This is a genomic window from Yersinia alsatica, from assembly GCF_902170305.1.
GTDB lineage: Bacteria > Pseudomonadota > Gammaproteobacteria > Enterobacterales > Enterobacteriaceae > Yersinia > Yersinia alsatica.
The window spans coordinates 83,565-109,600 of record NZ_CABHWW010000014.1; the positions used below are offsets into that span (position 1 = coordinate 83,565).

Below are 26,036 nucleotides of genomic sequence, written 5' to 3' on the forward strand. Positions count from 1 at the left end.
AAGGGAACTCCTAGCCACCGTTTTTCTCTGAAATGTCTTTCCTCTCAACTTGATTCTGCCGCCGCGCGCAGTTGCTTTAGAATATCGGGTGTTTGCAGGCCAAAACCCAGCAAGGCAATATCATCAAGCACCAGCAGCCGTTTTTGCTTACCTGCTGGTGTCAGTGCTATACCGGGTAAACGCCAAACATTCTCCACGCCATTAAGTGATTTCACCCCGTGGGTGGTGACAATCAGTAAATCCGGGGCGCTGGCAATAATTCCTTCTTGTGATAGTGGGCGGTAACCACTAAATTCCTGTAGTGCATTTTGCAGTCCAGAGGCCCTGAACATCCTGTCGGCGGCGGTATTCAAGCCGGCCGCTAGCGGGGGAATTCCTGCGTGATTCATGATGAACAGGGCTTTCACCGGCAAGGGGCTCGAGACTACTGTAGCTAACTGCTGTTGGTAATGCTGTATCAGCTGTTGGCCTTTTTCTGGTTGATTCAGGGCCGCGGCAATCACGCGTATTTTGTCCGCCACCTTTTCCGCAGATTTATCGGCGGGAACATAAATAAGCTTAATCCCAAGGTTGGCCGCCTGCTGCAACGCCCTTGACGGCACCGCGCGCTCGGTACTCAAAATCAAGGTGGGCTTGATGGCCAGAATCCCTTCCGCATTAAGTAGGCGCATATAGCCGATATCGGGTAGGGCTCTCAGCGCTGCGGGATTCAAACTGGTGCTGTCTCGCGCCACAATGTGGTTACCTGCGCCGAGTGCATAGGTAATTTCAGAGACATCGCCACCAATGGTCACGATACGTTGGCTGGCAAGACTACTCATTGAAATTAGGAAGATGAATGCTGCGACCCATTTATTCATCTAGTGAGTGCCTATCGCGGTCAACTGAGCCAATTGCTGATGCCATTGGTTTTGCTCTGGTTGACCTTCAGCGCGTTGACCAAAGACCTGCAAAATATGTTTTCCTCGGCTATCGAGCAATTCCAGGCTGGAGACAAAACCGTCTTTAGTTGGCTTACGCGTCACCCAACTTTCAGCGATGCCTTTCAGGTCTAAACGCAAACTAAAACGCTGATTCAGAACATTTATCCAATGATTATCAGAGGGCTGTTTATCTTGAATCCGGGTAAATTGCTCAATAACCCCGGTGAATATTTGCATGCAGCCACTGTTGCCGACGAAGAGCATAATTTCATTCTGACAAGTTTGTGCGGCGTCGAGTATTTGCTGTATTGACTGGTTATCAACCTGATAGGCCAAATCATCCCCAACTGCCTGGAAGGCTTGTTTCCGCGTGATTTTATTGCGTTTCAGTAGCATAAAAAATTGGTGAATATCACTCATTTTACGCCATTCGCTATCAATGGCGGCATTGTCGATGGGCAATTCGGGACTGGACTCCTCATCTGCCGGTGGTAGCACCAGAGGCGCATTGTTCAGGGTGCGATATTTTGCCACCAATGCGTGCCAGGCATGGTGGTCGGTCTCATGGGTATAATAAATCTGATGGATTAAATGCCCCTGAAGATCAAAGCATTGAATACTCAGTTGTTCACCTTGCGCGGTGGTTTCGCGCAAACTGAAAATCGCACCCCATTGACGAAAAAACAGCCTTAAGTCCAGCGCGCGCGGGTTGAGGATTAAGCCCAAATGCCCATGTAAACGTAAGTTCTGATATTGGCCCGTGTGCTCGTGTACTGCAGAGTGGTTGGCAGTGACAGAGCGGGTCACACCGACACTCGCTAACTCGGTAAGCAATGTGCTGGCATTGATATCTAGGCGTTCTGTATCTTTGCCGACACGAGCATAGGCCAGTTCGGCCTCACTGATATTCATCTTCTGTGCGAGATCAGCCGCGAGAAGCGCTGGGTTTTCTTGCTTCATTGATAGATAGCGTTGATACAATGGTATTTCCATATATTTGTTCCTTTAGTATTGTGCCTTAACCGGTGCGGCCGTTAGCGGCAGAGTTCCATTAATTCATTTGAGTATGGCTAGCTTATAACTGTGGGGCTATAGACAAAAAGAGTGATATATCACCACTGATAGCTGACCAGGAATTTGGCATTACGTCCGTCTTGGGGGATCGCCTGTGGGGAGTAATATTCTTTACCAAAAGCATTACTCAGTACCGCCGTGGTGGTAACGCCTTTGAATGCGCCTTGCCCACGATAACTTAGATAAAAATCATGTAAGGCATAACCGGCTTGCGGCTTATGGGGTGCTTTTGGGGCATCATTATTTTTCATGAACTTGGTATTTTCGACCATGGTCATGACCCAACCGGCACTAAACCCACTGTTAGCAATAGGGATATTCAAACTGCTGGTGACGGTATCCGGGTTGATGCTGTTAATAAATTGGCGAGTATCGAGATTAATGCCGCGGGTGCGGTTATAAGCCAGATGCCAGTCGAACCAGTTGTTTTGGTAATCTAGTGTGGCATCCCAACCCCAGGTTTTGCTGCGGGGAATATTGATATAAGTCGAAGAAAACCAGCTGACTTTACTGGTAATACGCTCTTTGGCATCAATATGGAAATAGCTGGCTTTAAACTTAATTGAGTCGTTATCAGTCAGCAAATCATCAAAATGCACACCCAAACCGGCTTCTCGGGTGACATTGCTTTCCGGTTTTAAGTTGGGGTTAGGCCGCCAATAGTTGATCGCGAAATGCCGTGAGTCATTATAAAGCTCTGCCAGTGTCGGGGTGCGGAAAGCCTGACTGTATGCACCAAACATCATCAGCCAGTCGGTGGGATTGACGGTCATTGCCCCACGTGTTGACCAACTTTTGGCTTCTTTATCAGCAAAGCCTGCGCGGCTATTTTCATAGTGATCAAAGCGGGTACCCGCCAGCAAGGTGACTGGCAGGTCACGCAAAGTGATTTCATCTTGTAACCAACCCGAAGCAAACTTAATTTCAGCCGGAGGAAAACTGCGGGTAACCCCAGCGGGAATCTGCTGTTGGTGATAGGTTTCAGCGCCGTATGTGAATAAGTGCCCCGCCGGACTTGAGGCCAATAACCGGCTGCGATTTTCCAGTTTTAAACCGCGAGTGATTTGTTTCCGGCTGCCGTACCCCTCGCTGCGTACGTCGTCGTTAACATTAATCTCGGAAACGTAAAGTTGAGTGGTAGCATCCAGCCAATTAAGTTGCTGCGGTTGCAGGCGGTAAGTGAGTTCGGCGTCGCGTTGAATAGTTGAGCGTTTCATCATCGGACTTATCATTAGGTCTGGCACACTCTTATGAGCCATCCTTGGTTCTAAGGCACGATTATTGTAATAGCGCAGGGCCGCGGTTAATGATTGGCTGTCAGAAAGGTAGGCGGTGCTCTTAATCATCAGGTTATTAATGTTTTCATGATTCGGTGCCTCATAACCATTACTTTGACTTATATTGCCAACCTTACGTGTATTCAAGGCAATGATTCCGTCCAGACTGTCAGTACGACCAAAAGCAGACATTCCGATACCTTGGCTATGATAAGCACTCGCGCCATAGCTACTGACGCGGAAACCGAAATTTTGATCCTTAGCCAGTAAATCGGCAGGATCTATGGTCTGATAGGCAATCACGCCACCCATAGCGCCACTGCCAAATAATGAGGTCGATGGGCTACGAATGACCTTAATTTGTTTGATTAAAACCGGGTCAAGGAAGGTGCCATTAAAATGTGTGCCATTGATCCCTTGGCGGATGCCATCAACCAACACCAAAACACCATATTGATCATAACCTCTGATATTGACATTCTGTCCATTGGTGCGCCCGACACCGGTAACATTGACCCCCGGGAGATTCTTGAACATCTCCACCGCGGTGGTGGCGGTTTGTTTTTGGGGCTGTGAGGCATCAATGACCGTCAAAGTGCCGGGGGTATTAAAGCTGTCTGTGGCCACTTGGGCGCCCTTAACCACTAAAGTGTCGTTTTTAGGTTTTGCTCCCAGACTGGCCGTTGCCACCGAAGATAGAGCAAAGGTGACCGCCAGACAGCAGGAGGATAAACGAAAGAAACGCGGCATAAGCAACTCTCCATATATTGTTTAATATAATCAATGGATTGCTGGCTGCCGTAATGCTAAGTATTAGGTGGCTGGCGGGGTGTTTTGTTGATAATAAAAGATGACTAAAAATTATTTAGTCAGTATGAGTTTTCCAGCTCTGGTTTGGCGTAAATAGTAGAGCTGGCCTCGGTGATTGATCGCCACCACATCATGTTGCCCTAAAAGTTGTTGGCTATTAATACATGGGGATTTCGCCAGCGAGTGTATTGGGTCTGTCGCAGTGTTTAGCGCTTGAGTTTGATACGTAGCATTATGCATAAGGTTTTTTGCAGTTCATGTCATTAGTTATTTGATAATGATTATCATCTGCGTTTATGTGTGACTTCAAGCTAATCGCTATTAGTGGTTATTCCAAAGCCTTATTTTTCATTAATCACAGGCGCTATTAAGGATCTGAGAGGAATTGATAAGACAAAGAGTCGGCAGGCGATAGGAGGATTAATTCAATGATTGAATGGCAATCAAATACCATTCAACCACTGTGTTTATTTTAAGCAAAACAGGAATTAATTAAAACGGCTGCTAACAGCATCGGCCAGCAAGCTTAATAGTTGCTCGGTATCTGCCCAGTTCAGGCAAGGGTCAGTAATGGACTGCCCATAAGTCAAAGGAACCCCGGCAACAATTTTCTGCGTGCCTTCAACCAAGAAGCTCTCGGCCATGACTCCGACAATGGCGGTTGATCCGGCGCGGATCTGCTGACCAATATCAGCGGCGACTTCTAACTGGCGGCGATGCATTTTCTGGCAATTGCCGTGGCTAAAATCTACCACCAGATGTTCCGGCAAATCGAATTCACGCAGGCTATCACAGGCCGCGGCAATATCTGACGCACCATAGTTGGGCGTTTTCCCACCGCGCATAATAATGTGCCCGTATGGATTGCCGCGAGTTTGATAAATGGTCATCTGGCCGGTTTTGTCCGGCGATAAAAACATATGGCTGGCTTGTGCCGCCCGGATTGCATCAATGGCAATGCGGGTATTGCCGTCGGTACCATTTTTGAAACCGACTGGGCAGGATAGAGCCGATGCCATTTCGCGATGAATTTGACTTTCGGTGGTTCGCGCCCCAATGGCACCCCAGCTAATCAGATCGGCAATATATTGGCCGGTCACCATATCCAGGAATTCAGTGGCGGTTGGTAGTCCTAACTCATTGACTGCTAACAGCAATCTACGAGCCATCTCAATACCCAGATTGACCTGACACGAGCCATCGAGTGCTGGGTCAGAAATTAATCCTTTCCAGCCCACCACGGTGCGAGGTTTCTCGAAGTAGGTGCGCATCACGATTTCAAGACGGTCTTGATAGCGCTCACGTAATACATTCAGCCGCGTGGCATAATCAATTGCAGCATCAAGGTCGTGAATAGAGCAAGGGCCAACGACCACCAGTAGGCGGGAGTCTTCACCGGTCAATATTTTTTCAATTCGCTTACGTGACGCTGTCACGTTGTCTGCTACCGCTTCTGAAATCGGTAACTTCTCCGCCAGTTGTTGCGGCGTGACTAAGCTATCGATGCGCGCGGTCCGCAGTTCATCTGTTTTGTGCATGAAGATTCTCTAAATCTGTTCTTCTCTACGGCAGGAATACCGGGAAGTGATGGCGATCACAATAAACCAAAATTAAATGAATTCAACCGCCACAGTCATGATTCATAGAAATTCTGATGAAATAAACCATAAATAATATTCTTGGTGAATATTTCGAGTCAGAACATCCGACGACTCATCCCTAAAATATCCAGAATTTTGGTTGAGATCTCTTCAACCGAGTAGTTGGTGGAATTCAGATAGCGAATCTGGTTTTTACGGAACAGTGCCTCGACTTCTCCCACCTCCATGCGGCATTGACGCAAGGAAGCATAACGGCTGTTTTCACGTCGTTCCTCACGAATCGCGGCCAGTCGTTCTGGATTAATGGTTAACCCGAACAGCTTATGCTGGAAGGGTTTTAATGCCGCAGGGAGCTGTAAATTATCCATATCGTCGGCAATAAAAGGGTAGTTTGCTGCCCGGATACCAAATTGCATCGCCAGATAGAGGCTGGTGGGAGTTTTACCGCAGCGGGAAACGCCTAATAAAATCACCTGCGCCTGGTCCAGATTGCGCAGAGAAATACCGTCATCATGGGCCAGCGCATAGTCGATAGCGGCGATGCGCGCATCATATTTGCCCAGATTGCTTTCAGTTAGACCGTGTGTACGGTTGAGTACCGGTTGGGGTGACACCCCCAGCTCACCTTGCAGTGGCGCAACCAACGCCTGCACGATATCTTGGCAAAATCCTTCACTGTGCTGGATGAGTTCCCGTACTTCAGGACTGATTATCGAATAGAAAACCAGTGGTCTGACGCCGGTTTCCCGATATATTTCATTGATTTTCTCACAGACTTCTTGGGCGCGGGCTGCACTTTCCACAAAGGGCAGCGTGAAGGTAGTGGCTTTAATCGGAAACTGGGATAAAACGGCATGGCCGAGGACTTCTGCAGTAATTGCTGTGCCATCTGAAATATAAAACACACTTCTTTCCACGCTAACTCCTGAGTATTTGCTGATTGAACCATGCTAGTGACTTACTGCTGAATGCCATAAGTGTAGCGCAGCCAGTGTGCCTTATTCGGCATAGTGGTAAAGCGTTCACTGTCAGAATAGCCTGAAAAAAACTTTTCTTGTTGGCTTGATCGATTCACCTGTCCATGGGCTATGGAGCATTGTGCTAGTCTGACACTGGTGTTGCTGATTCGTCAGCCCCAATAATCTCTCGCTATACCCTACTGAATGTTCGTAATTAACGATAAGTCCGTCATTAACGATAATGTAAAAGGATTGTTTCGATGTCCAACAATGGCCTAAATCTGTGTAATGTGCTTTGGTACAACCAGCTTGGCATGCACGATGTTGATCGGGTTGGCGGCAAGAATGCCTCCCTGGGTGAAATGATAACCAATCTCTCTGAACTGGGTGTTTCGGTGCCTAACGGCTTCGCCACCACAGCTCAGGCGTTTAACGACTTTCTGGAGCAAAGCGGCGTTAACCAGCGTATCTATCAATTATTGGATCAAACCAATGTGGATGATATTGCCGCGTTAGCCAAAGCCGGTGCGCAGATTCGTCAATGGGTCATTGAGACACCATTCCACCCTGAGTTCGAACAATCAATCCACGAGGCTTATAAGCAGTTGGCAGAGGGCGAGCCAGAGGCTTCTTTTGCGGTTCGATCTTCTGCAACCGCTGAAGATATGCCCGATGCTTCCTTTGCTGGTCAGCAGGAAACATTCCTTAATGTACAAGGCATTGATGCGGTAATGATCGCCATCAAACATGTCTTTGCTTCCCTGTTTAACGATCGGGCCATTTCTTATCGGGTACATCAGGGCTATGACCACCGCGGTGTTGCTCTGTCTGCCGGGGTGCAGCGCATGGTGCGCTCAGACTTGGCCTCTTCCGGTGTGATGTTCACTATTGATACCGAGTCGGGCTTTGATCAGGTGGTCTTCATCACCGCCGCCCATGGTTTGGGGGAAATGGTGGTGCAGGGCGCGGTCAACCCAGATGAGTTCTATGTGCATAAGCCCACTCTGCGTAATGGCAAACCGGCTATTGTGCGGCGTAATATGGGTTCGAAAAAGATTCGTATGGTTTATGCCAATAGCCAAGACCATGGCAAACAAGTGCAAATTGAAGATGTGCCAGAGCTGCAACGCAATCGTTTCGCTCTAAGTGATGATGAAGTTGAAGCGCTGGCCCACCAAGCTTTATTGATTGAAGAGCATTATGGCCGCCCGATGGATATTGAGTGGGCAAAAGATGGTCATAGCGGCAAGCTGTATATCGTGCAAGCACGTCCAGAAACCGTGCGCTCCAACGAGCAGGTGATGGAACGCTACCAATTGAATACTCAAAGCAATGTGCTGGTTGAAGGCCGTGCTATTGGGCATCGCATTGGGTCAGGGCCGGTTAAGGTGATTCATGATATCAGCGAGATGGATCGCATTCAGGCTGGTGATGTACTGGTAACAGACATGACTGACCCTGATTGGGAACCTATCATGAAAAAGGCTTCCGCCATTGTAACCAACCGGGGGGGACGAACCTGTCATGCGGCCATTATTGCGCGTGAGTTGGGGATACCTGCGGTAGTGGGTTGTGGTAATGCCACCGATATTTTGCATGAGGGGCAAAACGTCACGGTTTCCTGCGCGGAGGGGGATACTGGCTACGTTTATCATGAACTGCTCGATTTCTCGATTCAAAGTTCACAAGTGACAGAATTACCCGACTTGCCGTTGAAAATCATGATGAATGTCGGTAACCCAGACCGGGCTTTCGACTTTGCTCGTCTGCCCAATGAAGGTGTCGGGTTGGCTCGGCTGGAATTTATCATCAACCGCATGATTGGCGTGCATCCAAAAGCACTGCTGGAGTTCGATATTCAGCCACCGGCCATTCAAGCCGAGATCAAAGCACTGATGAACGGCTATGACGATCCCGTCGAGTTTTATGTTGGTCGCTTAACCGAAGGGATTTCTACCCTGGGCGCGGCATTTTGGCCAAAACGTGTAATTGTGCGTTTGTCAGATTTTAAATCTAACGAGTATGCCAATTTGGTCGGTGGCGAAGCTTATGAGCTACACGAAGAGAACCCAATGCTGGGCTTCCGTGGGGCGGGCCGCTATGTCGCTGATAGCTTCCGTGATTGCTTCGCTCTGGAGTGTGAGGCGGTGAAACGGGTGCGTAATGTGATGGGGCTGACTAACGTTGAGGTGATGGTGCCTTTCGTACGCACAGTGGTTCAGGCTGAGGCAGTGGTTGCCGAGTTGGCGAAACAAGGCCTTAAACGCGGTGAGAATGGCTTAAAGATCATTATGATGTGTGAAATCCCATCGAATGCGCTGCTAGCTGACCAGTTCTTGGCGCATTTTGATGGTTTCTCCATTGGTTCTAACGATATGACTCAGCTAACGTTGGGGCTGGATCGTGACTCTGGTGTAGTGTCTGAATTGTTTGATGAGCGCAATGAAGCAGTAAAAGCATTGTTATCAATGGCGATTACAGCGGCTAAACGGCAGGGGAAATACGTGGGTATTTGTGGTCAGGGCCCTTCAGACCATGAAGATTTTGCTTTGTGGTTGATGGAGCAAGGGATCGATAGTTTGTCTCTTAATCCTGATACTGTCGTGAAAACCTGGTTAAGTCTGGCGCAACATACTCAGCACTAATTCTCCAATATATTGAATTAATCCGCAGCTCAGGTTGCGGATTTTTTTTATCATTTTTAAATGACAATTAATTGCATTAGCAAGATAAAGTCATGCAATGGTTTAATTTAGGACACAGAGAAGATAAATTAAAAAAAGAGCAAATAGTCATTAAAGCTAATATAGCCAAAATAATTCGAATTGCAGGAAGGCGGCAAGAGAATGAATCACGATGAGTTTACTTGAGTAAGCGATTCGGGTGATTGAGTGCAGCCAACGCGCATGCAGAAAGGATATAATAAAAAAAAAGCCCGTCTTAGGTGACAGGCAAAGACTACACACAGCAATACGTGTATTCGATTACAGATATTTAAATAAGCCATTACGAGATGATTTATTTAAATGTCTCAGGGGAAATCATTACTACAGCATAATAGTAAATAAATTCCGTGAGTTAGTCATTGAGAATTGTCTGAATAAAATAGATTAAATAAATACTTACGGCAGAAGTGATTTCATTCGGTTATTAATAATTATCTTATTTAATACCTGATATAATTGGTCGTCAAGAATATGAATGTGGGAATTTAAACGGCTATTGTTTATTTATAATAGCGGATGTTGCTGGATAATAGGGGTTCAGTAGCATAACTACCAAACCCCTGTCGCCGTCATTTTAAAGTTTAGCGGGTATAACTGTTAAAGTTCTTCTAAATGTTTAGCAACTTCGGTAATGCTCTCTTCTGGCTCCGGTGCTTCGCTGACCCAAGCCGCAGTCAGGCGGTAGGAAATAGCCAACACCACTGGGCCGATAAATAACCCAATCATTCCAAATGACAGCAAGCCGCCAATAACCCCAGAGAGAATGAGAATCATGGGCATGTCGGCTTCCATGCGAATCAGATAAGGGCGCAATACGTTGTCCATTGTCCCGACGATACAACTCCACACCAATAAAATGGTGCCCCAAGTTGAATCCCCCGTCCAGTAGAGCCAAATGACCGCAGGAATGAGTATCAGCAGTGGCCCGAGCTGGGCGACACAGCAGACAAACATTAATACTGTAAATAATGTGGCATATTGTACCCCGGAAACCGCCAGGCCAATCCCACCCAACACCGCCTGAACCAGCGCGGTCACCACCACCCCTAACGCCACGGCACGAATAGCTTTAGCGGCCAATACCACCACGGCATCACCGCGTTTATCCGCCGCCCGCACCGCAAAATGTCGAATAGCTAAACCGACTTGCTCGCCATGGAAATAAAGCAGCACACTGAACAACAACATCAATGCCAGATGAATCAAGAAATAGCCAACATGTGCAGCTTGTGCCACCAGCCAAGTTACGGACGCACCAATATAGGGCTGAACTTTGGCAATGATGGCATTGCCACCACCAGCTATTAATGTATGCCAGCCGCTATACAGTTTATTGCCGACCATGGGGATTGTTTTCAGCCAGGTGACATCCGGCATGTGCAAATTAGAAGGGCTGGAGGCCCACTGAATAAGTGGCCCACTATTCTCAACCAGACTGCTGACCAGCAACGCAATGGGGATAACGAACAGCAAGATCAGCAGTAGGGTCATCACAATCACCGCCAGCCAGCGCTTACCCCAGAGCAGTTTTTGCAGTCTAATCAGCAGCGGCCAGGTGGCAATAACCACCATGCCAGCCCAGGCAAATCCCATCACGAAGGGCTGCACCACCCAAAAACTGGCGACAATCATTATCATAATGAATATCACCCCAAACATCAGTTTAGGTAAATCGAAACGACGTAGCTGCGGGTAATTCATCAGTGGGTTCTCACTTCGGAAATCATGGCAAGGTGGCCATCGCACTGTAACTCATTAGAGTTTGTGCTAATGAGGTATTTGCACAATCTAATTAAGTATCAACAGTAATCATGGTGTATTTCTTCAGCTTTTAACAGATAAGCTGACGTTTTTACTGCCGCGATTTTATCAAAAAAGGTCAACGTCCCTGGAATAATAAAAATCCGATAGTCATAAATGTGCCGAAATAATCAGCTCCCGACAGGGCTTGAACATTATTTGCACAATATAAAATTTTGATACTCAAGAGTTTATAGCCGTATTTATCCTTGGTCGATAGCCATCACTTTCCCATCATTCTGAATTGGCATAAATTATTCGACAAAGGTTGTCGCGACCAGATAATCTCTCAAGGAACAGTTCTTAAAACAAACACACATATAGATAGGGTCACACTAATGATCCCACAGATTTCTCAGGCACCCGGTGTTGTTCAGTTGGTGCTGGATTTTTTGGATGCTTTGAAGCAACACGGATTCACCGGCGATACCGCCACTAACTATGCTGACCGCCTGACCATGGCGACGGACAACAGTATTTATCAGCTGTTGCCCGATGCGGTGGTTTTTCCGCGCTCGACGGCAGATGTGGCACTGATTGGCCGTCTGGCTGGGCAGGATAATTTTAAAACCTTAGTCTTTACGCCACGTGGCGGCGGGACAGGGACCAATGGTCAGGCGCTGAACACCGGTATTGTGGTGGACATGTCGCGCCATATGAATCGCATCTTGGAAATTAACCCCGAGCAAGGTTGGGTGCGGGTTGAAGCCGGGGTGATTAAAGACCAACTGAATGAATATCTGCGGCCATTTGGCTATTTCTTCGCGCCAGAATTATCAACCAGTAACCGCGCCACATTGGGCGGCATGATCAACACTGATGCCTCCGGTCAGGGTTCGTTGGTCTATGGCAAAACCTCTGACCACGTGCTGGGGTTACGTGCCATTTTACTCGGCGGTGAGATGCTAGATACCCGCGCTATGCCGACGGCACTGGCGGAAACGATTGCGCAGGAGGATTCGGTCATCGGTCGAATCTACCAGACGGTATTGAATCGCTGTCGCGACCAACGAGCGCTGATCCTAGAGAAATTCCCTAAATTAAACCGTTTTCTCACCGGTTATGACCTGCGCCATGTTTTCAGTGATGACTTGCAAACGTTTGACCTCACGCGGATTTTAACCGGGGCCGAAGGGACTTTGGCATTTATCACCGAAGCCACGCTGGATATCACGCCATTGCCCAAAGTTCGCCGTGTGGTGAATGTAAAGTATGACTCTTTTAATTCAGCACTGCGCAATGCGCCTTTTATGGTGGAAGCCAAAGCGCTGTCCGTCGAGACGGTGGACTCAAAAGTCCTTAATCTGGCGAAAGAAGATATTGTCTGGCACTCGGTCAAAGAACTCATTACTGATGTTCCCAATAAAGAGATGCTGGGGCTGAATATTGTTGAGTTCGCTGGTGATGATAAGGCACTCATCGATAGCCAAATGGAGGCGCTTTGCCAACGTTTGGACGATTTGATGTCCAGCCAAGAGGGGGGGGTTATTGGTTATCAGATTTGCAGCGAATTAGCCGGTATTGAGCGTATTTATGGTATGCGCAAAAAAGCGGTGGGTTTGCTCGGTAACAGTAAAGGGCAGGCCAAGCCGATCCCCTTCGCCGAAGACACTTGTGTGCCGCCGCAGCATTTGGCTGATTATATTGTTGAGTTCCGCCAACTGCTGGATAGCCATAATCTGGCTTATGGCATGTTTGGCCATGTGGATGCCGGGGTGTTGCATGTGCGTCCGGCGCTGGACATGTGCGATCCTCAGCAAGAGATGCTGATGAAGCAGATTTCTGATCAAGTGGTGCAACTGACGGCGCGCTATGGCGGCCTGCTGTGGGGCGAGCACGGCAAAGGCTTCCGCGCAGAATACAGCCCGGAGTTTTTCGGTGAAGTGCTGTACAGCGAACTGCGCCGTATTAAGTCCGCGTTCGACCCAGATAATCGGTTGAATCCGGGGAAAATTTGTTCGCCATTGGGCAGTGATGCCCCGATGATGAAAGTGGATACCTCGGATAAGCGCGGGACACTGGACCGACGTATTCCATTGGCAGTCAGAACCTCATTCCGTGGGGCGATGGAATGTAATGGCAACGGATTATGCTTCAATTTTGATGCTCGCAGCCCAATGTGCCCATCCATGAAGATAACGGGCGACCGAATTCATTCCCCCAAAGGCCGGGCAACGTTGGTGCGTGAGTGGTTACGGCTACTGTCCGACCAAGGTGTTGATCCCGTGGCATTGGAGAAAGGGCTGGCAACCCAGCGCCCAAGTCTGCGTGGTTTGATTGAAAAGACCCGCAATAGCTGGGCCGCCCGTCAAGGCGATTATGATTTCTCGCATGAAGTTAAAGAGGCGATGTCGGGCTGTCTGGCATGTAAAGCTTGCTCGACCCAGTGCCCGATAAAAATTGATGTGCCGGGCTTCCGCTCCCGTTTCCTACAGCTGTATCACACTCGTTATCATCGGCCACTGCGCGATTATGTGGTTGCCGGGGTTGAAAGTTATGCTCCGTTGATGGCGAAAACGCCGAAACTGTTTAACTTCTTCTTGAAGCAACCTTGGGTCAGTGAATTAAGCCGTAAAAGCATTGGAATGGTGGATTTACCCCTGCTTTCCAGCCCCACGTTAAAGCAGTCGCTGTCGGGGCATTATGCCAGCACCATGACACTGGAGCAGTTGGAAAAACTGCCGGAGGCGGAGCGACGCCAACATGTGTTAGTCGTGCAGGATCCTTTCACTAGCTACTATGATGCTCAGGTGGTGGCTGATTTTGTCCGGCTGGTGGAAAAACTGGGCTTTAATCCGGTATTACTGCCATTCTCGCCGAATGGTAAAGCTCAGCATATCAAAGGATTCCTACAACGATTTGCGAAAACCGCGCGCAAAACAGCGGATTTCCTGAATCGCATCGCACAATTGGGCATGCCAATGGTGGGGGTTGATCCGGCGCTGGTGCTCTGTTATCGCGATGAATATAAAGAGATTCTGGGTGAGAGCCGCGGTGACTTCAATGTGCAACTGGTGCATGAGTGGTTGCAGGTGGCACTGGCGGAGCAGCCGGAGTGTCCAGAACAGCAAATGAGTGGCGAATCCTGGTATCTGTTTGGTCATTGCACTGAAACCACCGCACTGCCAGCCAGTAGCCAGCATTGGATATCGATATTCTCCCGTTACGGTGCCAAACTGGAAAGCGTCAGTGTAGGATGCTGCGGTATGGCCGGAACATATGGTCATGAAGCCAAAAACATCGATAATTCATTGGGTATCTATGCACTATCCTGGCAGCAAGCATTGCAAAAACTGCCAGGAAAACGTTGCTTAGCCACCGGCTATTCTTGCCGTAGCCAAGTTAAGCGGGTTGAAGGCAGTGGCTTGCGCCATCCATTACAGGCTTTGCTTGAGCTGGTTTAACTCGTGGGTTCAAGTGACAAATCTGCCGGGAGCAGATTTGAACGCTGCTTGCAGCGGCCTCGCAGAGGCGAGGCCCATGGATGGGCCGAGTAACGAGAGCAGCTAACAACGCTGCAATTTCAAGAACGAAGGCTAAAGGGGAGACAGAATGCTGTGGAAACGCACCGCGACACTAGAACAACTAAATCAGCAAAGCCAAAACTGCATGGTAGGGCATTTGGGCATCGAGTTTACCCGATTCTCAGATGACGAACTGGAAGCGACTATGCCGGTAGATAACCGCACAACTCAGCCTTTTGGTCTGCTGCATGGCGGCGCGTCGGTGGTGTTGGCGGAGTCATTGGGTTCTATGGCCGGTTACCTGTGTACTGTCGAGGGGCAACAAGTGGTGGGGTTGGAAATCAATGCCAACCATCTTAAGGCGGTGCGATCTGGCAAAGTCCGTGGTTGTTGTCGGGCGATTCATGTTGGCCGCAGCCATCAGGTTTGGCAGATTGAAATCTATGACGAGCAGGATAACCTGTGTTGCACTTCCCGCTTAACCACCGCAGTATTAACCCGCTAACAATAAATAACCCTACAAAATACAAGTCATTACTTTGCTCAGGGCGATTCAGCGGCCTTGAGCAATTCAACTTCCAGCCACTTACTTTTTCTCTCAATCGACTGACAATTTTGTTTATCCGATAAATGCGGCGAATCTCTACGATAGGTTTCCCCTGCGGAGGTTTTCAGCTAAAGTTAATGGAGAAATAGGTATTTTTTATGAATGTTTAAAAAACTCGGAGACTGACTGCGATTAGCCTCTGAGACAGCAAGGAATTCGAGTGTCACTGTGGAAATTATCGTGTTATTTCATAGTGATAAAAGTGTACTTGTTCCTCCCGACTTCTTCGGCCATCGCAGCATGTTCTCTTCGTTGCCGCCTCATTCGGGGTTTAAACGACACTTTTCTTAATATCCCTGCAAAACAAACGGTTGAAGTGATAATTATTATCACTACCATTGTGATCAATCTGTGTTGATTTATCAATTATCAGCGAGAAAAAGGTAGGGCATATGCAACAGGAATCCGTCGGGACATTCTCACTCGATGACAACGTTTGGCAAGGCGTAACGATAACCGACAGCGCTGCTGCGCAAATTACCCGTCTCATGGAGCAGGACCCGGAAGTCAAAGGGTTACAGCTTGGGGTCAAGCAATCCGGTTGCGCCGGGTTTGCCTATGTTATGGATATGGCGAAAGAGCCAGCCAGCGATGCTTTGGTTTTCGAGCATGGCCGCGCCAGACTTTACGTCCCCCTCAAAGCGATGCCATTTATCGATGGCACTGAGGTGGATTACGTCCGTGAAGGGCTCAATCAAATTTTCAAATTTAATAACCCTAAAGCTCAGCATTCCTGCGGGTGTGGCGAGAGTTTTGGCGTTTGAGCGATGTAAACGAAATGACACGAAGCAATGTAGAAGTTCCAGATGATGTGCAGGCTTGGGTCAGCGACGGTCGCTATAAAGAGGGCTTCTTTACTCAGCTTGCTACTGATGAGTTGGCGAAAGGCATCAATGAAGATGTCATTCGCGCCATTTCAGCGAAACGTAATGAACCTGAATGGATGCTGGAGTTTCGTTTGGGTGCTTATCGAAGTTGGTTACAAATGGAAGAGCCGCACTGGCTGAAAGCACATTATAAGAGCCTGGATTATCAGGATTATAGCTATTACTCCGCGCCATCCTGCGGCAGTTGTGATGATAGCTGTGATTCGCAACCTGGAGCGGTGCAACAATCGTCAGCGGATGGCACCACCTCGCAGGATATGTCGCAGCACAATATTAACGAGTACCTCACTGCCGAGGTCGAATCTGCTTTTGCTCAGTTAGGTGTTCCGGTACGTGAAGGGGCAGAAGTGGCGGTCGATGCTATTTTTGACTCAGTTTCTGTTGCCACCACCTATCGTGGCAAGCTGGCCGAGCAGGGCATTATTTTCTGCTCATTCGGTGAAGCAATTCAGGAGTATCCGGATCTGGTGCGTAAGTATCTGGGTTCGGTGGTTCCGGCAAAAGATAACTTTTTTGCCGCACTCAATGCGGCGGTGGCCTCTGACGGTACCTTTGTTTATGTCCCTAAAGGGGTGCGCTGCCCGATGGAGTTATCGACTTACTTCCGGATTAATGCCGCGAAAACGGGCCAGTTTGAACGCACCATCCTGATTGCTGACGAAGACAGCTACGTGAGCTACATCGAAGGGTGCTCGGCACCGGTTCGTGATAGCTATCAGCTGCATGCGGCGGTGGTCGAGGTTATTCTGCATAAAAATGCAGAAGTGAAATATTCAACCGTGCAGAACTGGTTTGCCGGAGCCGACAGCACCGGGGGTATTCTCAACTTTGTCACCAAGCGCGCCTTGTGTGAAGGGGCAGGGTCGAAAATGTCCTGGACTCAATCTGAAACAGGCTCAGCCATTACCTGGAAATACCCCAGTGTGATTCTGCAAGGGGATAACTCAATTGGCGAGTTCTTCTCGGTAGCGCTGACCAATGGTCATCAGCAGGCAGATACTGGCACCAAAATGATCCATATCGGCAAAAACACCAAATCAACCATTATTGCCAAAGGGATCTCTGCCGGTCATAGCCAAAATACCTATCGTGGTTTGGTTAAAATTCTACCCGGAGCGGATAACGCCCGTAATTTCACCCAATGCGACTCAATGCTGATTGGCCCAGACTCCGGCGCGCACACTTTCCCCTATGTGGAAGTGCGTAATAGCTCGGCGCAATTGGAGCATGAAGCGACCACTTCAAAAATTGGCGATGACCAACTGTTTTATTGCTTGCAGCGCGGTATCAGTGAAGATGATGCCATCTCAATGATTGTGAACGGCTTCTGTAAGGATGTGTTCTCTGAGTTGCCGCTGGAGTTTGCCGTCGAAGCACAGAAATTGCTCGCTATCAGCCTGGAACACAGTGTCGGCTAAGCGTTCGCTGCATAAGTAAAGTTTTGCGCTCAGGCGCACCAAGGAAACCTATGTTAAGCATCAAGAATTTAAAAGTCAGTGTTGAAGGTAACGAAATCCTTAAAGGGTTAGATCTGGAGATCAAACCCGGTGAAGTGCATGCCATCATGGGGCCGAATGGCTCAGGGAAAAGTACCTTGTCAGCGGCGTTGGCTGGGCGTGAAGAGTATGAAGTCACCGAGGGCAGTGTGACGTTCAAAGGCAAAGATTTACTCGAGTTGGACCCAGAAGATCGCGCCGGCGAAGGTGTGTTTCTGGCGTTCCAATATCCGGTGGAAATTCCCGGGGTGAGTAACCATTTCTTCCTGCAAACGGCGGTTAATGCCGTGCGTAAATATCGCCAACAGGAACCTTTGGATCGCTTTGATTTTGCCGACTTTATTGAAGAGAAAATTGAGTTGCTCAAAATGCCAGCCGATCTGCTGACCCGTTCGGTTAACGTAGGTTTTTCCGGCGGTGAAAAGAAACGCAACGACATCTTGCAGATGGCGGCACTGGAGCCCTCTTTATGCATTCTGGATGAAACGGACTCAGGTCTGGATATCGATGCACTTAAAATCGTGGCAAACGGTGTTAACTCGCTGCGTGATGAAAACCGCGCATTTATTATTGTGACTCACTATCAGCGCATCCTTGACTACGTCAAACCTGACTTTGTCCATGTGCTGTATCAGGGGAAAATCATCAAATCGGGTGATTTTACACTGGTAAAACAGTTGGAGGAGCAAGGTTATGGCTGGCTTACCGACCAACAGTAAAATGCAGGAACAGCAAACCCTTTCGGAACAACAACGTATTCTGGAGCAACAGCGTATTGATGCATTAAAGCACTTCGGTCAGCTATTTAAACAGCGCCAGAATGGTTATTCCGCTGCGGCCGCCGGCCATTGGCAACAGGTGCTGCAATTAGGTTTTCCTACGGCTAAACATGAAGACTGGAAATACACGCCACTCGAGCGCCTCTTGGCCCATGACTTTGATTTTGCCCGCGCCCCGGCGGTAACACTCGCCCAGCGCGATGCCCTGTCATTGGTGCAAGATGCTCATCGGTTAGTCTTCATTGATGGGCGGTATTCTCCGCAATTAAGTGACAGTGAGTGCGGCCCGTACCAACTGACCTCGATGACAGAGAATGCACAGTTTCCCGCCGCCATCCAGCCGGAAGTCTTTTTGCATTTGACCGAAAGTCTGGCTCAAGAGGGCTGGCACCTTCGTCTGCCAGCAGGGAAACAGAGTGATAAACCACTTTATTTGCTGCATATCAGCTCAGGTAATGATTCCGATGTAGTGAACACCAGCCACTATCGCCATCATCTGACCATTGAAGCCAATGCACAGGCTGAAGTGATTGAGCATTTTGTCAGTCTTGATGAGCAGCCGCATTTTACCGGTGCACGGCTGACCATCGCTGTCGGTGATAATGCCGAATTGAGCCATTGCAAACTGGCATTTGAAACCGCACAAAGTTACCACTTTGCTCATAATGATTTAGTGCTAGGGCGCGATGCGCGAGCGCGGAGTTATAGTTTCTTGCTCGGTGCCGGGCTGTCCCGCCATAACACCAGCGCTCAGTTGAATGGCGAGGGTGCGACGCTCTCCATTAATAGTCTGTTGTTACCGATAGGGCGTGAGATTTGCGACACCCGCACTTATCTGGAGCATAACAAAGGCTACTGTGAAAGCCGCCAGTTGCACAAAACCATTGTTCGCGAGCGGGGCAAAGCTATCTTTAATGGCATGATTAAAGTGGCTCAGCATGCTCTGAAAACTGACGGCCAGATGACCAATAATAACTTGCTGCTGAGCAAGCTGGCGGAAGTGGATACCAAGCCACAGTTGGAAATCTATGCTGATGATGTGAAATGCAGTCATGGTGCCACAGTGGGGCGAATTGATGCCGAGCAGCTATTTTATCTGCAATCACGCGGTATCAATCAAGCTGATGCACAGCAAATGATTATTTTTGCCTTTGCGGCTGAATTAACCGAAGCCATCCATGACGAAACTATCCGCAAAATAGTCTTAGCGCGCATTGCTGAGCGCCTGGCTGAGGCATCGCTATGAGTATTCCTACTGAACAGTTCCCTAGTGAATCATTTTCTATAGAACCATTTCCTACTGAACCATTCCCTATTGAACAAATAAGAGCTGATTTCCCGCTGCTGAGTCGTCAGGTTAATGGGCAGCCTTTGGTGTATCTGGACAGTGCCGCCAGTGCGCAGAAGCCACAAGTGGTGATCGACCGGGAACTTAATTTCTATCGTGAGGGTTATGCAGCCGTTCATCGGGGCATTCACACGCTGAGCGCGCAAGCAACGGAACAGATGGAAGCGGTACGTAGTCAGGTTGCCGACTTTATTAATGCCGCATCTGCCGAAGAAATTGTGTTTGTTAAGGGCACGACTGAGGCCATCAATCTGGTGGCTAACAGCTATGGCCGCCATAGTCTGAAAGCGGGCGACAGCATTATCATCACCGAAATGGAGCATCACGCTAATATTGTGCCCTGGCAGATGCTGGCAACCGATCTGGGCGTCGAAATTCGGGTATGGCCGTTAACCGCAACAGGTGAGCTGGCGTTAAGTGCGTTGGCAGGCTTGATTGATGACACTACGCGGCTACTGGCGATTACCCAGGTTTCCAATGTGCTGGGAACGGTTAATCCTATCAAACAGATGGTCGCGCAGGCCAAAGCGGCTGGCTTGGTGGTGCTGGTGGATGGCGCGCAAGCTATCATGCATCAGAGTGTCGATGTGCAGGATTTGGGTTGTGATTTTTATGTCTTCTCTGGGCACAAGCTGTATGGGCCGTCGGGCATTGGCATCTTGTATGGCAAGAGTGCTCTGTTACAACAAATGCCACCTTGGGAAGGCGGCGGCTCGATGATCAAAACCGTGAGTCTGACTCAAGGCACCACGTTTGCCGATGCGCCATGGCGCTTTGAAGCTGGCTCTCCCAATACCGCGGGAATTATGGGGCTTGGCGCGGCAATCAGTTATGTGAATCAGTTGGGGCTTGCCTCTATCCAGCAATATGAGCAATCACTCATGCAGTATGCATTGCAGCAGTTGGGGCAGATCCCGAGCCTGAAAATCTATGGTCCGGCAAAACGGGCCGGGGTGATTGCCTTCAACCTTGGCCCACATCATGCTTATGATGTGGGGAGCTTCCTTGATCAATACGGCATTGCTATTCGCACCGGGCATCATTGCGCGATGCCGCTGATGTCATTCTATCAGGTGCCTAGTATGTGCCGTGCATCACTGGCGCTTTATAATACCCCGGAAGAAGTCGATAGACTGGTGAGTGGGTTACAACGCATCGAAAAATTGCTGGGCTAAGCGCAGACAGTTCGCGACAATGCCCCCTAAAGCCGACTATCATTTTAAGCAGTCGGCTTTTATTTTAGTTTTTATACCCAATCGATTTTGAGCTGCCGGGAGGCGGTAACAAAATGAACTCAGCGACTTGAGTAAATGATGGCAGCCAACACCGCTGCGGCTTGAAAGATGACGGGTAACTTCAGTAATAGGAAGCATGTTATGGCGGGTTTGCCAGATAAAGATAAATTGATTCGCAACTTTTCCCGCTGTTTAAATTGGGAAGAGAAATACCTGTATGTGATCGAACTGGGCGCACAGTTGCCGCCGCTAACTGAGCAACAGCGCCAGCCAGAGAATCTTATTTCTGGTTGCCAGAGCCAGGTTTGGATCGCCATGACCCTTTCACCAACGGGGCAGGTGACTTTTGCCGGTGACAGTGATGCCGCAATCGTCAAAGGTTTGGTCGCCGTGGTGTTTATTCTCTATCAGGGTTTGACCCCGCAACAGATCGTGGATTTGGATGTTCGGCCATTTTTTGCAGATTTAGCCTTGAGTCAGCACCTAACGCCTTCGCGCTCTCAAGGGCTTGAAGCGATGATCCGCGCTATTCGTACTAAAGCTGCGGCCCTAAACGTCGGCTGATCCGCACCAACATTTTGTGCTTTATTCATAGGTGACTGAGCAATTTTGCGTCATGAGTCACAGTATTAAAATGGTGAAATTTCAGCAGGTTAAATCGTCCTCCCTGCTGGAAGAAGCATAATAAATTACTTTGTAACACCTTGATTTTTAGAGATATAAATTGCCTTTATAATAAGGGCTGTTACTATATGGTGGCCTTATTATTGGCTGCTAAAATTAACGTAGATAGCCGTGTAAACCGAATTTTAAGAAGTGATGTAGGAACTAAGCATGAAACGTGCATTAACTTTGATTGGTATGTTATTCGCAACTTGTATGGCGGGAAGTATCACCGCTGCCAATGCGACCGAGTATCCTCTACCTCCAGCCAATAGCCGTCTGATTGGTGAAAATACTACTTATACCGTTCCAAATGATGGCCGTCCGCTTGAGGCTATTGCTGCCGATTATAAAATCGGTTTGTTGGGGATGCTGGAAGCTAACCCAGGTGCTGACCCGTATTTGCCATTACCGGGCTCAGTATTAACAATCCCGACCCAGATGTTGCTGCCAGATACCCCACGTGAAGGTATCGTCATCAACCTGGCTGAGCTGCGTCTTTATTATTACCCTAAAGGCCAGAACAAAGTGATTGTGTACCCTATCGGTATCGGCCAGTTAGGGCGTAATACCCCAACTATGACAACGTCTGTCAGCCAGAAAATCCCGAACCCAACCTGGACACCAACAGCGAATATCCGTAAGCACTACTTGGCTGAGGGTGTTACCTTGCCAGCGGTAGTTCCTGCGGGTCCGGAAAACCCTATGGGTCTGTTTGCCATGCGTTTGGCTGCGGGTGGTGGTGAGTACCTGATTCATGGTACCAACGCCAACTTTGGTATCGGCATGCGTGTTAGCTCGGGTTGTATTCGTTTACGCCCAGATGATATTGAAGCGCTGTTCAAATCCGTACCTAAAGGTACTCGCGTCCAGATTATCAATGAGCCGGTTAAATATTCTGTAGAGCCCGATGGCAAACGTTATGTGGAAGTTCATCAGCCGTTGTCTCGTGTAGACAGTGATGACCCGCAAACCATGCCAATTGCTATCAGCAGTAGCTTGCAGAAGTTTATCAACGACAGCCAGACTGATGCACAAGTGGTTCAGGATGCAATTGTACGCCGCGCTGGCATGCCAGTTATCGTCACTGTAGGTGAGACTGCCCCTGTGCAAGCTCCGGCTGCTGTAGCGCCTCAGAGCGAGCCTCAGGCACAACCACAGAACGAAGAGCAGCAACCGACTGAAGAAGCCGCTCCTAAGCTGGTTCAGCCAGGCCCGGTTTACTCCGCCGCCAATTAAGTCTTAGCCGCACCTTTGCCATGGCAGCCAGATGTTTGCCATGGCAAAGTTTATAGCGCAGTCGTATTGTGAAATGTGTTGATGAGTGAGTAGTAAAAGGGAAGGGGACATCAAGGAAGGTCACTGTCAGAAACGGGTTTCAGCGAAGCAAAAAAAATGGCGCACAATGTGCGCCATTTTTCATTCAGGAAGTAATATTACTTCTTGTAAGCGTGAGCTTGGTTGTCCAGACGTTGGTTAGCACGTGCTGCATCGTCTTTAGCTGCTTGAACGTCAGAACGGATTGCGTTCACGTCGTTGCTCAGTTGGTCAACTTTAGCGTTCAGAGTCTGAACGTCAGAAGACAGTTGATCGATTTTAGCATTGCTTGAACAACCAGCCAGCATAGTAGAAGCCAGAATTACCGCGCCCAGTACAAGTTTAGTACGATTCATTATTAACACCCTCTAGATTAAGTTAATCTCCATGTAGCGTTACAAGTATTACACAAAGTTTTTTCGAAAGAGAATAAATTTTTAGTATTAGAGGGGTTTATTTTGATCGTTCGCTCAAAGAAGCATCTTGTTTTAAAAAAAAGTTAAAAAAACGAGGCAAAACAGCCGGATTCTTTCAGATAAGTCTTACTGAGAAAAAAACTTTAGCGCTCTTAGGATAAAGTGGATTTTTCAGAAAGTTTATTTTGCAGTGGTTTAAAAAGAAAACGCCGCTATTGAAAGCGGCGTTTTTAATTAGTGCTCTAGCGTGCGGTTCGGGATTATAAGACGTGCACGGAAGAGGTGTTGGTTGTACCACTTGGAACCAAAGCACCAGAAACCATAACGACAACGTCGCCTTTCTGTGCCAGACCGCTAGCCAGAGCTGCTTCTTTACCGATGCGATAGAAATCATCCGTTGAAGCAATCTCGTTGACCAACTGAGTGACAACACCTTTGGTCAGAATTAACTGACGGGCAGTGGTTTCATTGGTGGTCAGCGCCAGAATAGTGGCTGTAGGGAAGTATTTGCGTACTGATTTAGCAGATTTACCGCCGCCAGTTGCCACAACAATCACTTTGGCTTCCAGTTTTTCGGCGGTTTCTACAGCACCACGGCAAACAGCTTCAGTGATACGCATTTTGCGATTGTCATTCAGCGTTTCGATGCGGCTAGGCATGATACGGTCTGTACGCTCACAGATGGTCGCCATGATGGTCACAGACTCTAATGGGTACTTACCCTTAGCACTCTCACCAGACAGCATCACGGCATCTGTACCGTCCAGAATGGCGTTAGCAACGTCGCCTGCTTCTGCGCGGGTAGGGCGTGGGTTCTTGATCATGGAATCGAGCATTTGAGTTGCAGTGATAACAACTTTGCGGGCGCGGTTACATTTCTCAATCATCATCTTCTGCGCGAAGATAACTTCTTCTACTGGGATCTCAACACCCAAGTCACCACGGGCAACCATGATACCGTCAGAGGCTTCCAGGATTTCGTCGAAGTTATTCAGACCTTCCTGGTTTTCAATTTTAGAGATGATCTGGATGTGCTCGCCACCATGTGCTTTCAGGTGTTCGCGGATTTCCAATACATCAGAACGTTTACGGATAAAGGATGCCGCAACGAAATCTACGCCTTGCTCACAACCGAAGATCAGGTCAGCTTTATCTTTTTCAGCCAACGCTGGCAGTTGGATAGACACGCCTGGCAGGTTAACGCCTTTGTTTTCGCCCAAATCACCGTTGTTCAGCACTTTACATACCACAGTGCTTTCGGTGACTTCAGTCACTTCCATACCGATTAGACCATCGTCAACCAGCACAGTGTTGCCAATTTTCAGGTCAGCAGCGAAGCCAGGGTAGGTCACAGCAACGATGGTGTTGTTGCCAATAACGCTTTGATCAGTGGTGAAAGTGAAAGTCTGACCTGCAACCAGTGCAGCATCTTTGCCGCCATCCAGTTTCATGGTGCGGATTTCAGGACCTTTGGTGTCCAGCAAGATACCGGCTTTCAGGCCAGTTTCTGCCATAACAGCACGAATATTCTTGATACGTTGACCATGTTCTTCATAGTCACCGTGGGAGAAGTTTAAACGCATAACGTTCATGCCAGCATTCAGCAGCTTCGTCAGCATTTCTTTAGATTCGGTTTTTGGACCGATAGTACAAACAATTTTAGTCTTTTTCATGACGGATTTTTTCTACAAGTTGTGATGGATAAAAAGCGAAAGTTCCGTTACGTACGGCAACGGAGTGGGATCTGATTAGTGTCTGGTGTAGCGAAACGTTACCAAGAAGCAAAACATTACTAAGAATAGATGACAGTTGCGGAAGTTGAGCGGAAAACTTTAGCACGAGGCTAAACGCATGATCGGAGTACGATGGCGTAAATGCGAGTTGTATTTTTTTAGCGTATCTACAGATCAAGATGCTGAAACCATTCAACTGAAACGACGGTTCGTATTATAGGCGGTAAGTAGCCGGAAATGAAATAGAAAACAGAAACTCATTGCCGTTTTTTATAAAAAGGGGCGATTCGTCGCGCAAACACCGAGAATAATGCCTAGTTTGTTGCGCAACTGCTGTGTGTTTTAACATTTTTTACGAACTTTTTATAATAAATAGCGAAAGTGTCGTGGTCAAAATATAGACAGGTTGCGAGAGATGATAACGTCGGGAGGTTGCAGAGTGGTGCGTTCTAATGGACTCGAACCATCGACCCCCACCATGTCAAGGTGGTGCTCTAACCAACTGAGCTACGGACGCACATTATACTCTTCATTAATCATACTGCGGGTAGTGCCAAAAGTAATGTTGGTGCGTCCGAATGGACTCGAACCATCGACCCCCACCATGTCAAGGTGGTGCTCTAACCAACTGAGCTACGGACGCACATTATACTCTTCATTAATCATACTGCGGGTAGTGCCAAAAGTAATGTTGGTGCGTCCGAATGGACTCGAACCATCGACCCCCACCATGTCAAGGTGGTGCTCTAACCAACTGAGCTACGGACGCATCCTTTATTACTTGCCATCAATGCTGACAGCGGGGACGAATATTAACGAGCTGCCCGTCTGCTGGCAAGGGGAAAAACATAATATTCACCGCAAACTCACGTAATTGCTGTGCTTTTATCCATTGCGCTGTTTTTTTCTCCATCTTTTTGC

At 48.4% G+C, this 26,036-nt stretch carries 20 protein-coding genes, 3 tRNA genes and 1 other RNA gene; 10 read left to right on the plus strand and 14 right to left on the minus strand.

Translation table 11 applies throughout. The annotated features are described in order from the left end of the window. Positions 1 to 44: 44 nt before the first annotated feature. The 6 genes from FTA96_RS09865 to ppsR form a co-directional block, all read right to left on the minus strand. On the minus strand, positions 45 to 860 hold the full coding sequence (locus FTA96_RS09865) for a heme/hemin ABC transporter substrate-binding protein (RefSeq protein WP_050107170.1): 816 nt from the start codon (positions 858 to 860) through the stop codon (positions 45 to 47). After that, positions 861 to 1,916, minus strand: coding sequence for a hemin-degrading factor (locus FTA96_RS09870; protein ID WP_050107169.1), 1,056 nt, complete (start codon positions 1,914 to 1,916; stop codon positions 861 to 863). It abuts the gene before it with no gap. Between the two features lie 119 nt (positions 1,917 to 2,035). Beyond that, positions 2,036 to 4,024: a TonB-dependent hemoglobin/transferrin/lactoferrin family receptor gene (locus FTA96_RS09875; RefSeq protein WP_145573712.1), complete on the minus strand. Its 1,989-nt coding sequence runs from the start codon at positions 4,022 to 4,024 to the stop codon at positions 2,036 to 2,038. A gap of 111 nt (positions 4,025 to 4,135) precedes the next feature. Beyond that, a complete protein-coding gene (hemP, locus tag FTA96_RS09880) occupies positions 4,136 to 4,324 on the minus strand; it encodes a hemin uptake protein HemP (protein WP_072077496.1) in 189 nt (62 codons plus the stop codon). Positions 4,325 to 4,572: 248 nt separating this feature from the next. Further along, entirely contained in the window at positions 4,573 to 5,622 is a 1,050-nt protein-coding gene (locus FTA96_RS09885; protein WP_050107167.1) for a 3-deoxy-7-phosphoheptulonate synthase, read from the minus strand. A gap of 158 nt (positions 5,623 to 5,780) precedes the next feature. Then, complete coding sequence (gene ppsR / locus FTA96_RS09890) at positions 5,781 to 6,602, minus strand: posphoenolpyruvate synthetase regulatory kinase/phosphorylase PpsR (protein WP_050107166.1); 822 nt, start codon at positions 6,600 to 6,602, stop codon at positions 5,781 to 5,783. A gap of 302 nt (positions 6,603 to 6,904) precedes the next feature. Between ppsR and ppsA the strand changes: the two genes are divergently transcribed. After that, positions 6,905 to 9,289: a phosphoenolpyruvate synthase gene (gene ppsA / locus FTA96_RS09900; protein ID WP_145573714.1), complete on the plus strand. Its 2,385-nt coding sequence runs from the start codon at positions 6,905 to 6,907 to the stop codon at positions 9,287 to 9,289. Positions 9,290 to 9,567: 278 nt separating this feature from the next. On the opposite strand, the gene rprA is transcribed toward ppsA, so the two are convergent. Then, positions 9,568 to 9,676: antisense sRNA RprA (gene rprA, locus FTA96_RS09905), an RNA gene on the minus strand. A gap of 291 nt (positions 9,677 to 9,967) precedes the next feature. After that, entirely contained in the window at positions 9,968 to 11,071 is a 1,104-nt protein-coding gene (gene ydiK, locus FTA96_RS09910; protein WP_050107203.1) for an AI-2E family transporter YdiK, read from the minus strand. Positions 11,072 to 11,508: 437 nt separating this feature from the next. On the opposite strand from ydiK, the gene ydiJ reads away from it, so the two are divergent. The 9 genes from ydiJ (at position 11,509) to FTA96_RS09960 (ending at position 22,888) form a co-directional block, all read left to right on the plus strand. Then, entirely contained in the window at positions 11,509 to 14,574 is a 3,066-nt protein-coding gene (gene ydiJ / locus FTA96_RS09915) for a D-2-hydroxyglutarate dehydrogenase YdiJ (protein WP_145573717.1), read from the plus strand. Between the two features lie 148 nt (positions 14,575 to 14,722). Then, complete coding sequence (locus FTA96_RS09920) at positions 14,723 to 15,139, plus strand: hotdog fold thioesterase (protein ID WP_050107163.1); 417 nt, start codon at positions 14,723 to 14,725, stop codon at positions 15,137 to 15,139. A gap of 494 nt (positions 15,140 to 15,633) precedes the next feature. Continuing rightward, positions 15,634 to 16,005 (plus strand): Fe-S cluster assembly scaffold SufA, encoded by a 372-nt coding sequence (sufA, locus tag FTA96_RS09930; RefSeq protein ID WP_050107162.1) that lies wholly within the window; start codon positions 15,634 to 15,636, stop codon positions 16,003 to 16,005. Between the two features lie 14 nt (positions 16,006 to 16,019). Further along, on the plus strand, positions 16,020 to 17,546 hold the full coding sequence (gene sufB / locus FTA96_RS09935) for a Fe-S cluster assembly protein SufB (RefSeq protein ID WP_050107161.1): 1,527 nt from the start codon (positions 16,020 to 16,022) through the stop codon (positions 17,544 to 17,546). A gap of 50 nt (positions 17,547 to 17,596) precedes the next feature. Beyond that, the gene (gene sufC / locus FTA96_RS09940; protein WP_004706586.1) at positions 17,597 to 18,343 is read left to right on the plus strand and encodes a Fe-S cluster assembly ATPase SufC; all 747 of its coding nucleotides are present in this window, start codon (positions 17,597 to 17,599) and stop codon (positions 18,341 to 18,343) included. Beyond that, entirely contained in the window at positions 18,318 to 19,649 is a 1,332-nt protein-coding gene (gene sufD / locus FTA96_RS09945) for a Fe-S cluster assembly protein SufD (protein ID WP_145573719.1), read from the plus strand. Before sufC ends, sufD begins: the two co-directional genes overlap by 26 nt. Next, a complete protein-coding gene (gene sufS, locus FTA96_RS09950) occupies positions 19,646 to 20,926 on the plus strand; it encodes a cysteine desulfurase SufS (RefSeq protein WP_235897471.1) in 1,281 nt (426 codons plus the stop codon). The genes sufD and sufS overlap by 4 nt, the downstream gene beginning before the upstream one ends. Before the next feature lie 201 nt (positions 20,927 to 21,127). After that, a complete protein-coding gene (sufE, locus tag FTA96_RS09955) occupies positions 21,128 to 21,550 on the plus strand; it encodes a cysteine desulfuration protein SufE (protein ID WP_050121263.1) in 423 nt (140 codons plus the stop codon). Between the two features lie 270 nt (positions 21,551 to 21,820). Next, positions 21,821 to 22,888, plus strand: a complete 1,068-nt coding sequence (locus tag FTA96_RS09960) for a L,D-transpeptidase family protein (RefSeq protein WP_050107158.1) — start codon at positions 21,821 to 21,823, stop codon at positions 22,886 to 22,888. A 197-nt stretch (positions 22,889 to 23,085) separates the two neighbouring features. On the opposite strand, the gene FTA96_RS09965 is transcribed toward FTA96_RS09960, so the two are convergent. The 6 genes from FTA96_RS09965 to FTA96_RS23690 all read right to left on the minus strand — a co-directional run bounded on the left by FTA96_RS09965 (position 23,086) and on the right by FTA96_RS23690 (position 26,028). Next, the gene (locus FTA96_RS09965) at positions 23,086 to 23,322 is read right to left on the minus strand and encodes a major outer membrane lipoprotein (protein WP_005165631.1); all 237 of its coding nucleotides are present in this window, start codon (positions 23,320 to 23,322) and stop codon (positions 23,086 to 23,088) included. Positions 23,323 to 23,642: 320 nt separating this feature from the next. Continuing rightward, a complete protein-coding gene (gene pykF / locus FTA96_RS09970; RefSeq protein WP_050107157.1) occupies positions 23,643 to 25,055 on the minus strand; it encodes a pyruvate kinase PykF in 1,413 nt (470 codons plus the stop codon). Positions 25,056 to 25,555: 500 nt separating this feature from the next. Further along, a tRNA-Val gene (locus FTA96_RS09975) sits at positions 25,556 to 25,632 on the minus strand. A 49-nt stretch (positions 25,633 to 25,681) separates the two neighbouring features. Next, positions 25,682 to 25,758 (minus strand) — tRNA-Val (locus FTA96_RS09980). Positions 25,759 to 25,807: 49 nt separating this feature from the next. Beyond that, a tRNA-Val gene (locus FTA96_RS09985) sits at positions 25,808 to 25,884 on the minus strand. An 18-nt stretch (positions 25,885 to 25,902) separates the two neighbouring features. After that, positions 25,903 to 26,028, minus strand: a complete 126-nt coding sequence (locus FTA96_RS23690; RefSeq protein ID WP_259705556.1) for a hypothetical protein — start codon at positions 26,026 to 26,028, stop codon at positions 25,903 to 25,905. Positions 26,029 to 26,036 lie beyond the last annotated feature (8 nt).

Excerpts from the sequence above, each read along its gene's own strand:
- FTA96_RS09865 (WP_050107170.1), bottom strand. The coding sequence starts at position 860 with ATGAATAAATGGGTCGCAGCATTCATCTTCCTAATTTCAATGAGTAGT.
- FTA96_RS09870 (WP_050107169.1), bottom strand. The coding sequence starts at position 1,916 with ATGGAAATACCATTGTATCAACGCTATCTATCAATGAAGCAAGAAAAC.
- FTA96_RS09875 (WP_145573712.1), bottom strand. The coding sequence starts at position 4,024 with ATGCCGCGTTTCTTTCGTTTATCCTCCTGCTGTCTGGCGGTCACCTTT.
- hemP (WP_072077496.1), bottom strand. The coding sequence starts at position 4,324 with ATGCATAATGCTACGTATCAAACTCAAGCGCTAAACACTGCGACAGAC.
- FTA96_RS09885 (WP_050107167.1), bottom strand. The coding sequence starts at position 5,622 with ATGCACAAAACAGATGAACTGCGGACCGCGCGCATCGATAGCTTAGTC.
- ppsA (WP_145573714.1), top strand. The coding sequence starts at position 6,905 with ATGTCCAACAATGGCCTAAATCTGTGTAATGTGCTTTGGTACAACCAG.
- ydiK (WP_050107203.1), bottom strand. The coding sequence starts at position 11,071 with ATGAATTACCCGCAGCTACGTCGTTTCGATTTACCTAAACTGATGTTT.
- ydiJ (WP_145573717.1), top strand. The coding sequence starts at position 11,509 with ATGATCCCACAGATTTCTCAGGCACCCGGTGTTGTTCAGTTGGTGCTG.
- FTA96_RS09920 (WP_050107163.1), top strand. The coding sequence starts at position 14,723 with ATGCTGTGGAAACGCACCGCGACACTAGAACAACTAAATCAGCAAAGC.
- sufA (WP_050107162.1), top strand. The coding sequence starts at position 15,634 with ATGCAACAGGAATCCGTCGGGACATTCTCACTCGATGACAACGTTTGG.
- sufB (WP_050107161.1), top strand. The coding sequence starts at position 16,020 with ATGACACGAAGCAATGTAGAAGTTCCAGATGATGTGCAGGCTTGGGTC.
- sufC (WP_004706586.1), top strand. The coding sequence starts at position 17,597 with ATGTTAAGCATCAAGAATTTAAAAGTCAGTGTTGAAGGTAACGAAATC.
- sufD (WP_145573719.1), top strand. The coding sequence starts at position 18,318 with ATGGCTGGCTTACCGACCAACAGTAAAATGCAGGAACAGCAAACCCTT.
- sufS (WP_235897471.1), top strand. The coding sequence starts at position 19,646 with ATGAGTATTCCTACTGAACAGTTCCCTAGTGAATCATTTTCTATAGAA.
- sufE (WP_050121263.1), top strand. The coding sequence starts at position 21,128 with ATGGCGGGTTTGCCAGATAAAGATAAATTGATTCGCAACTTTTCCCGC.
- FTA96_RS09960 (WP_050107158.1), top strand. The coding sequence starts at position 21,821 with ATGAAACGTGCATTAACTTTGATTGGTATGTTATTCGCAACTTGTATG.
- FTA96_RS09965 (WP_005165631.1), bottom strand. The coding sequence starts at position 23,322 with ATGAATCGTACTAAACTTGTACTGGGCGCGGTAATTCTGGCTTCTACT.
- pykF (WP_050107157.1), bottom strand. The coding sequence starts at position 25,055 with ATGAAAAAGACTAAAATTGTTTGTACTATCGGTCCAAAAACCGAATCT.
- FTA96_RS23690 (WP_259705556.1), bottom strand. The coding sequence starts at position 26,028 with ATGGAGAAAAAAACAGCGCAATGGATAAAAGCACAGCAATTACGTGAG.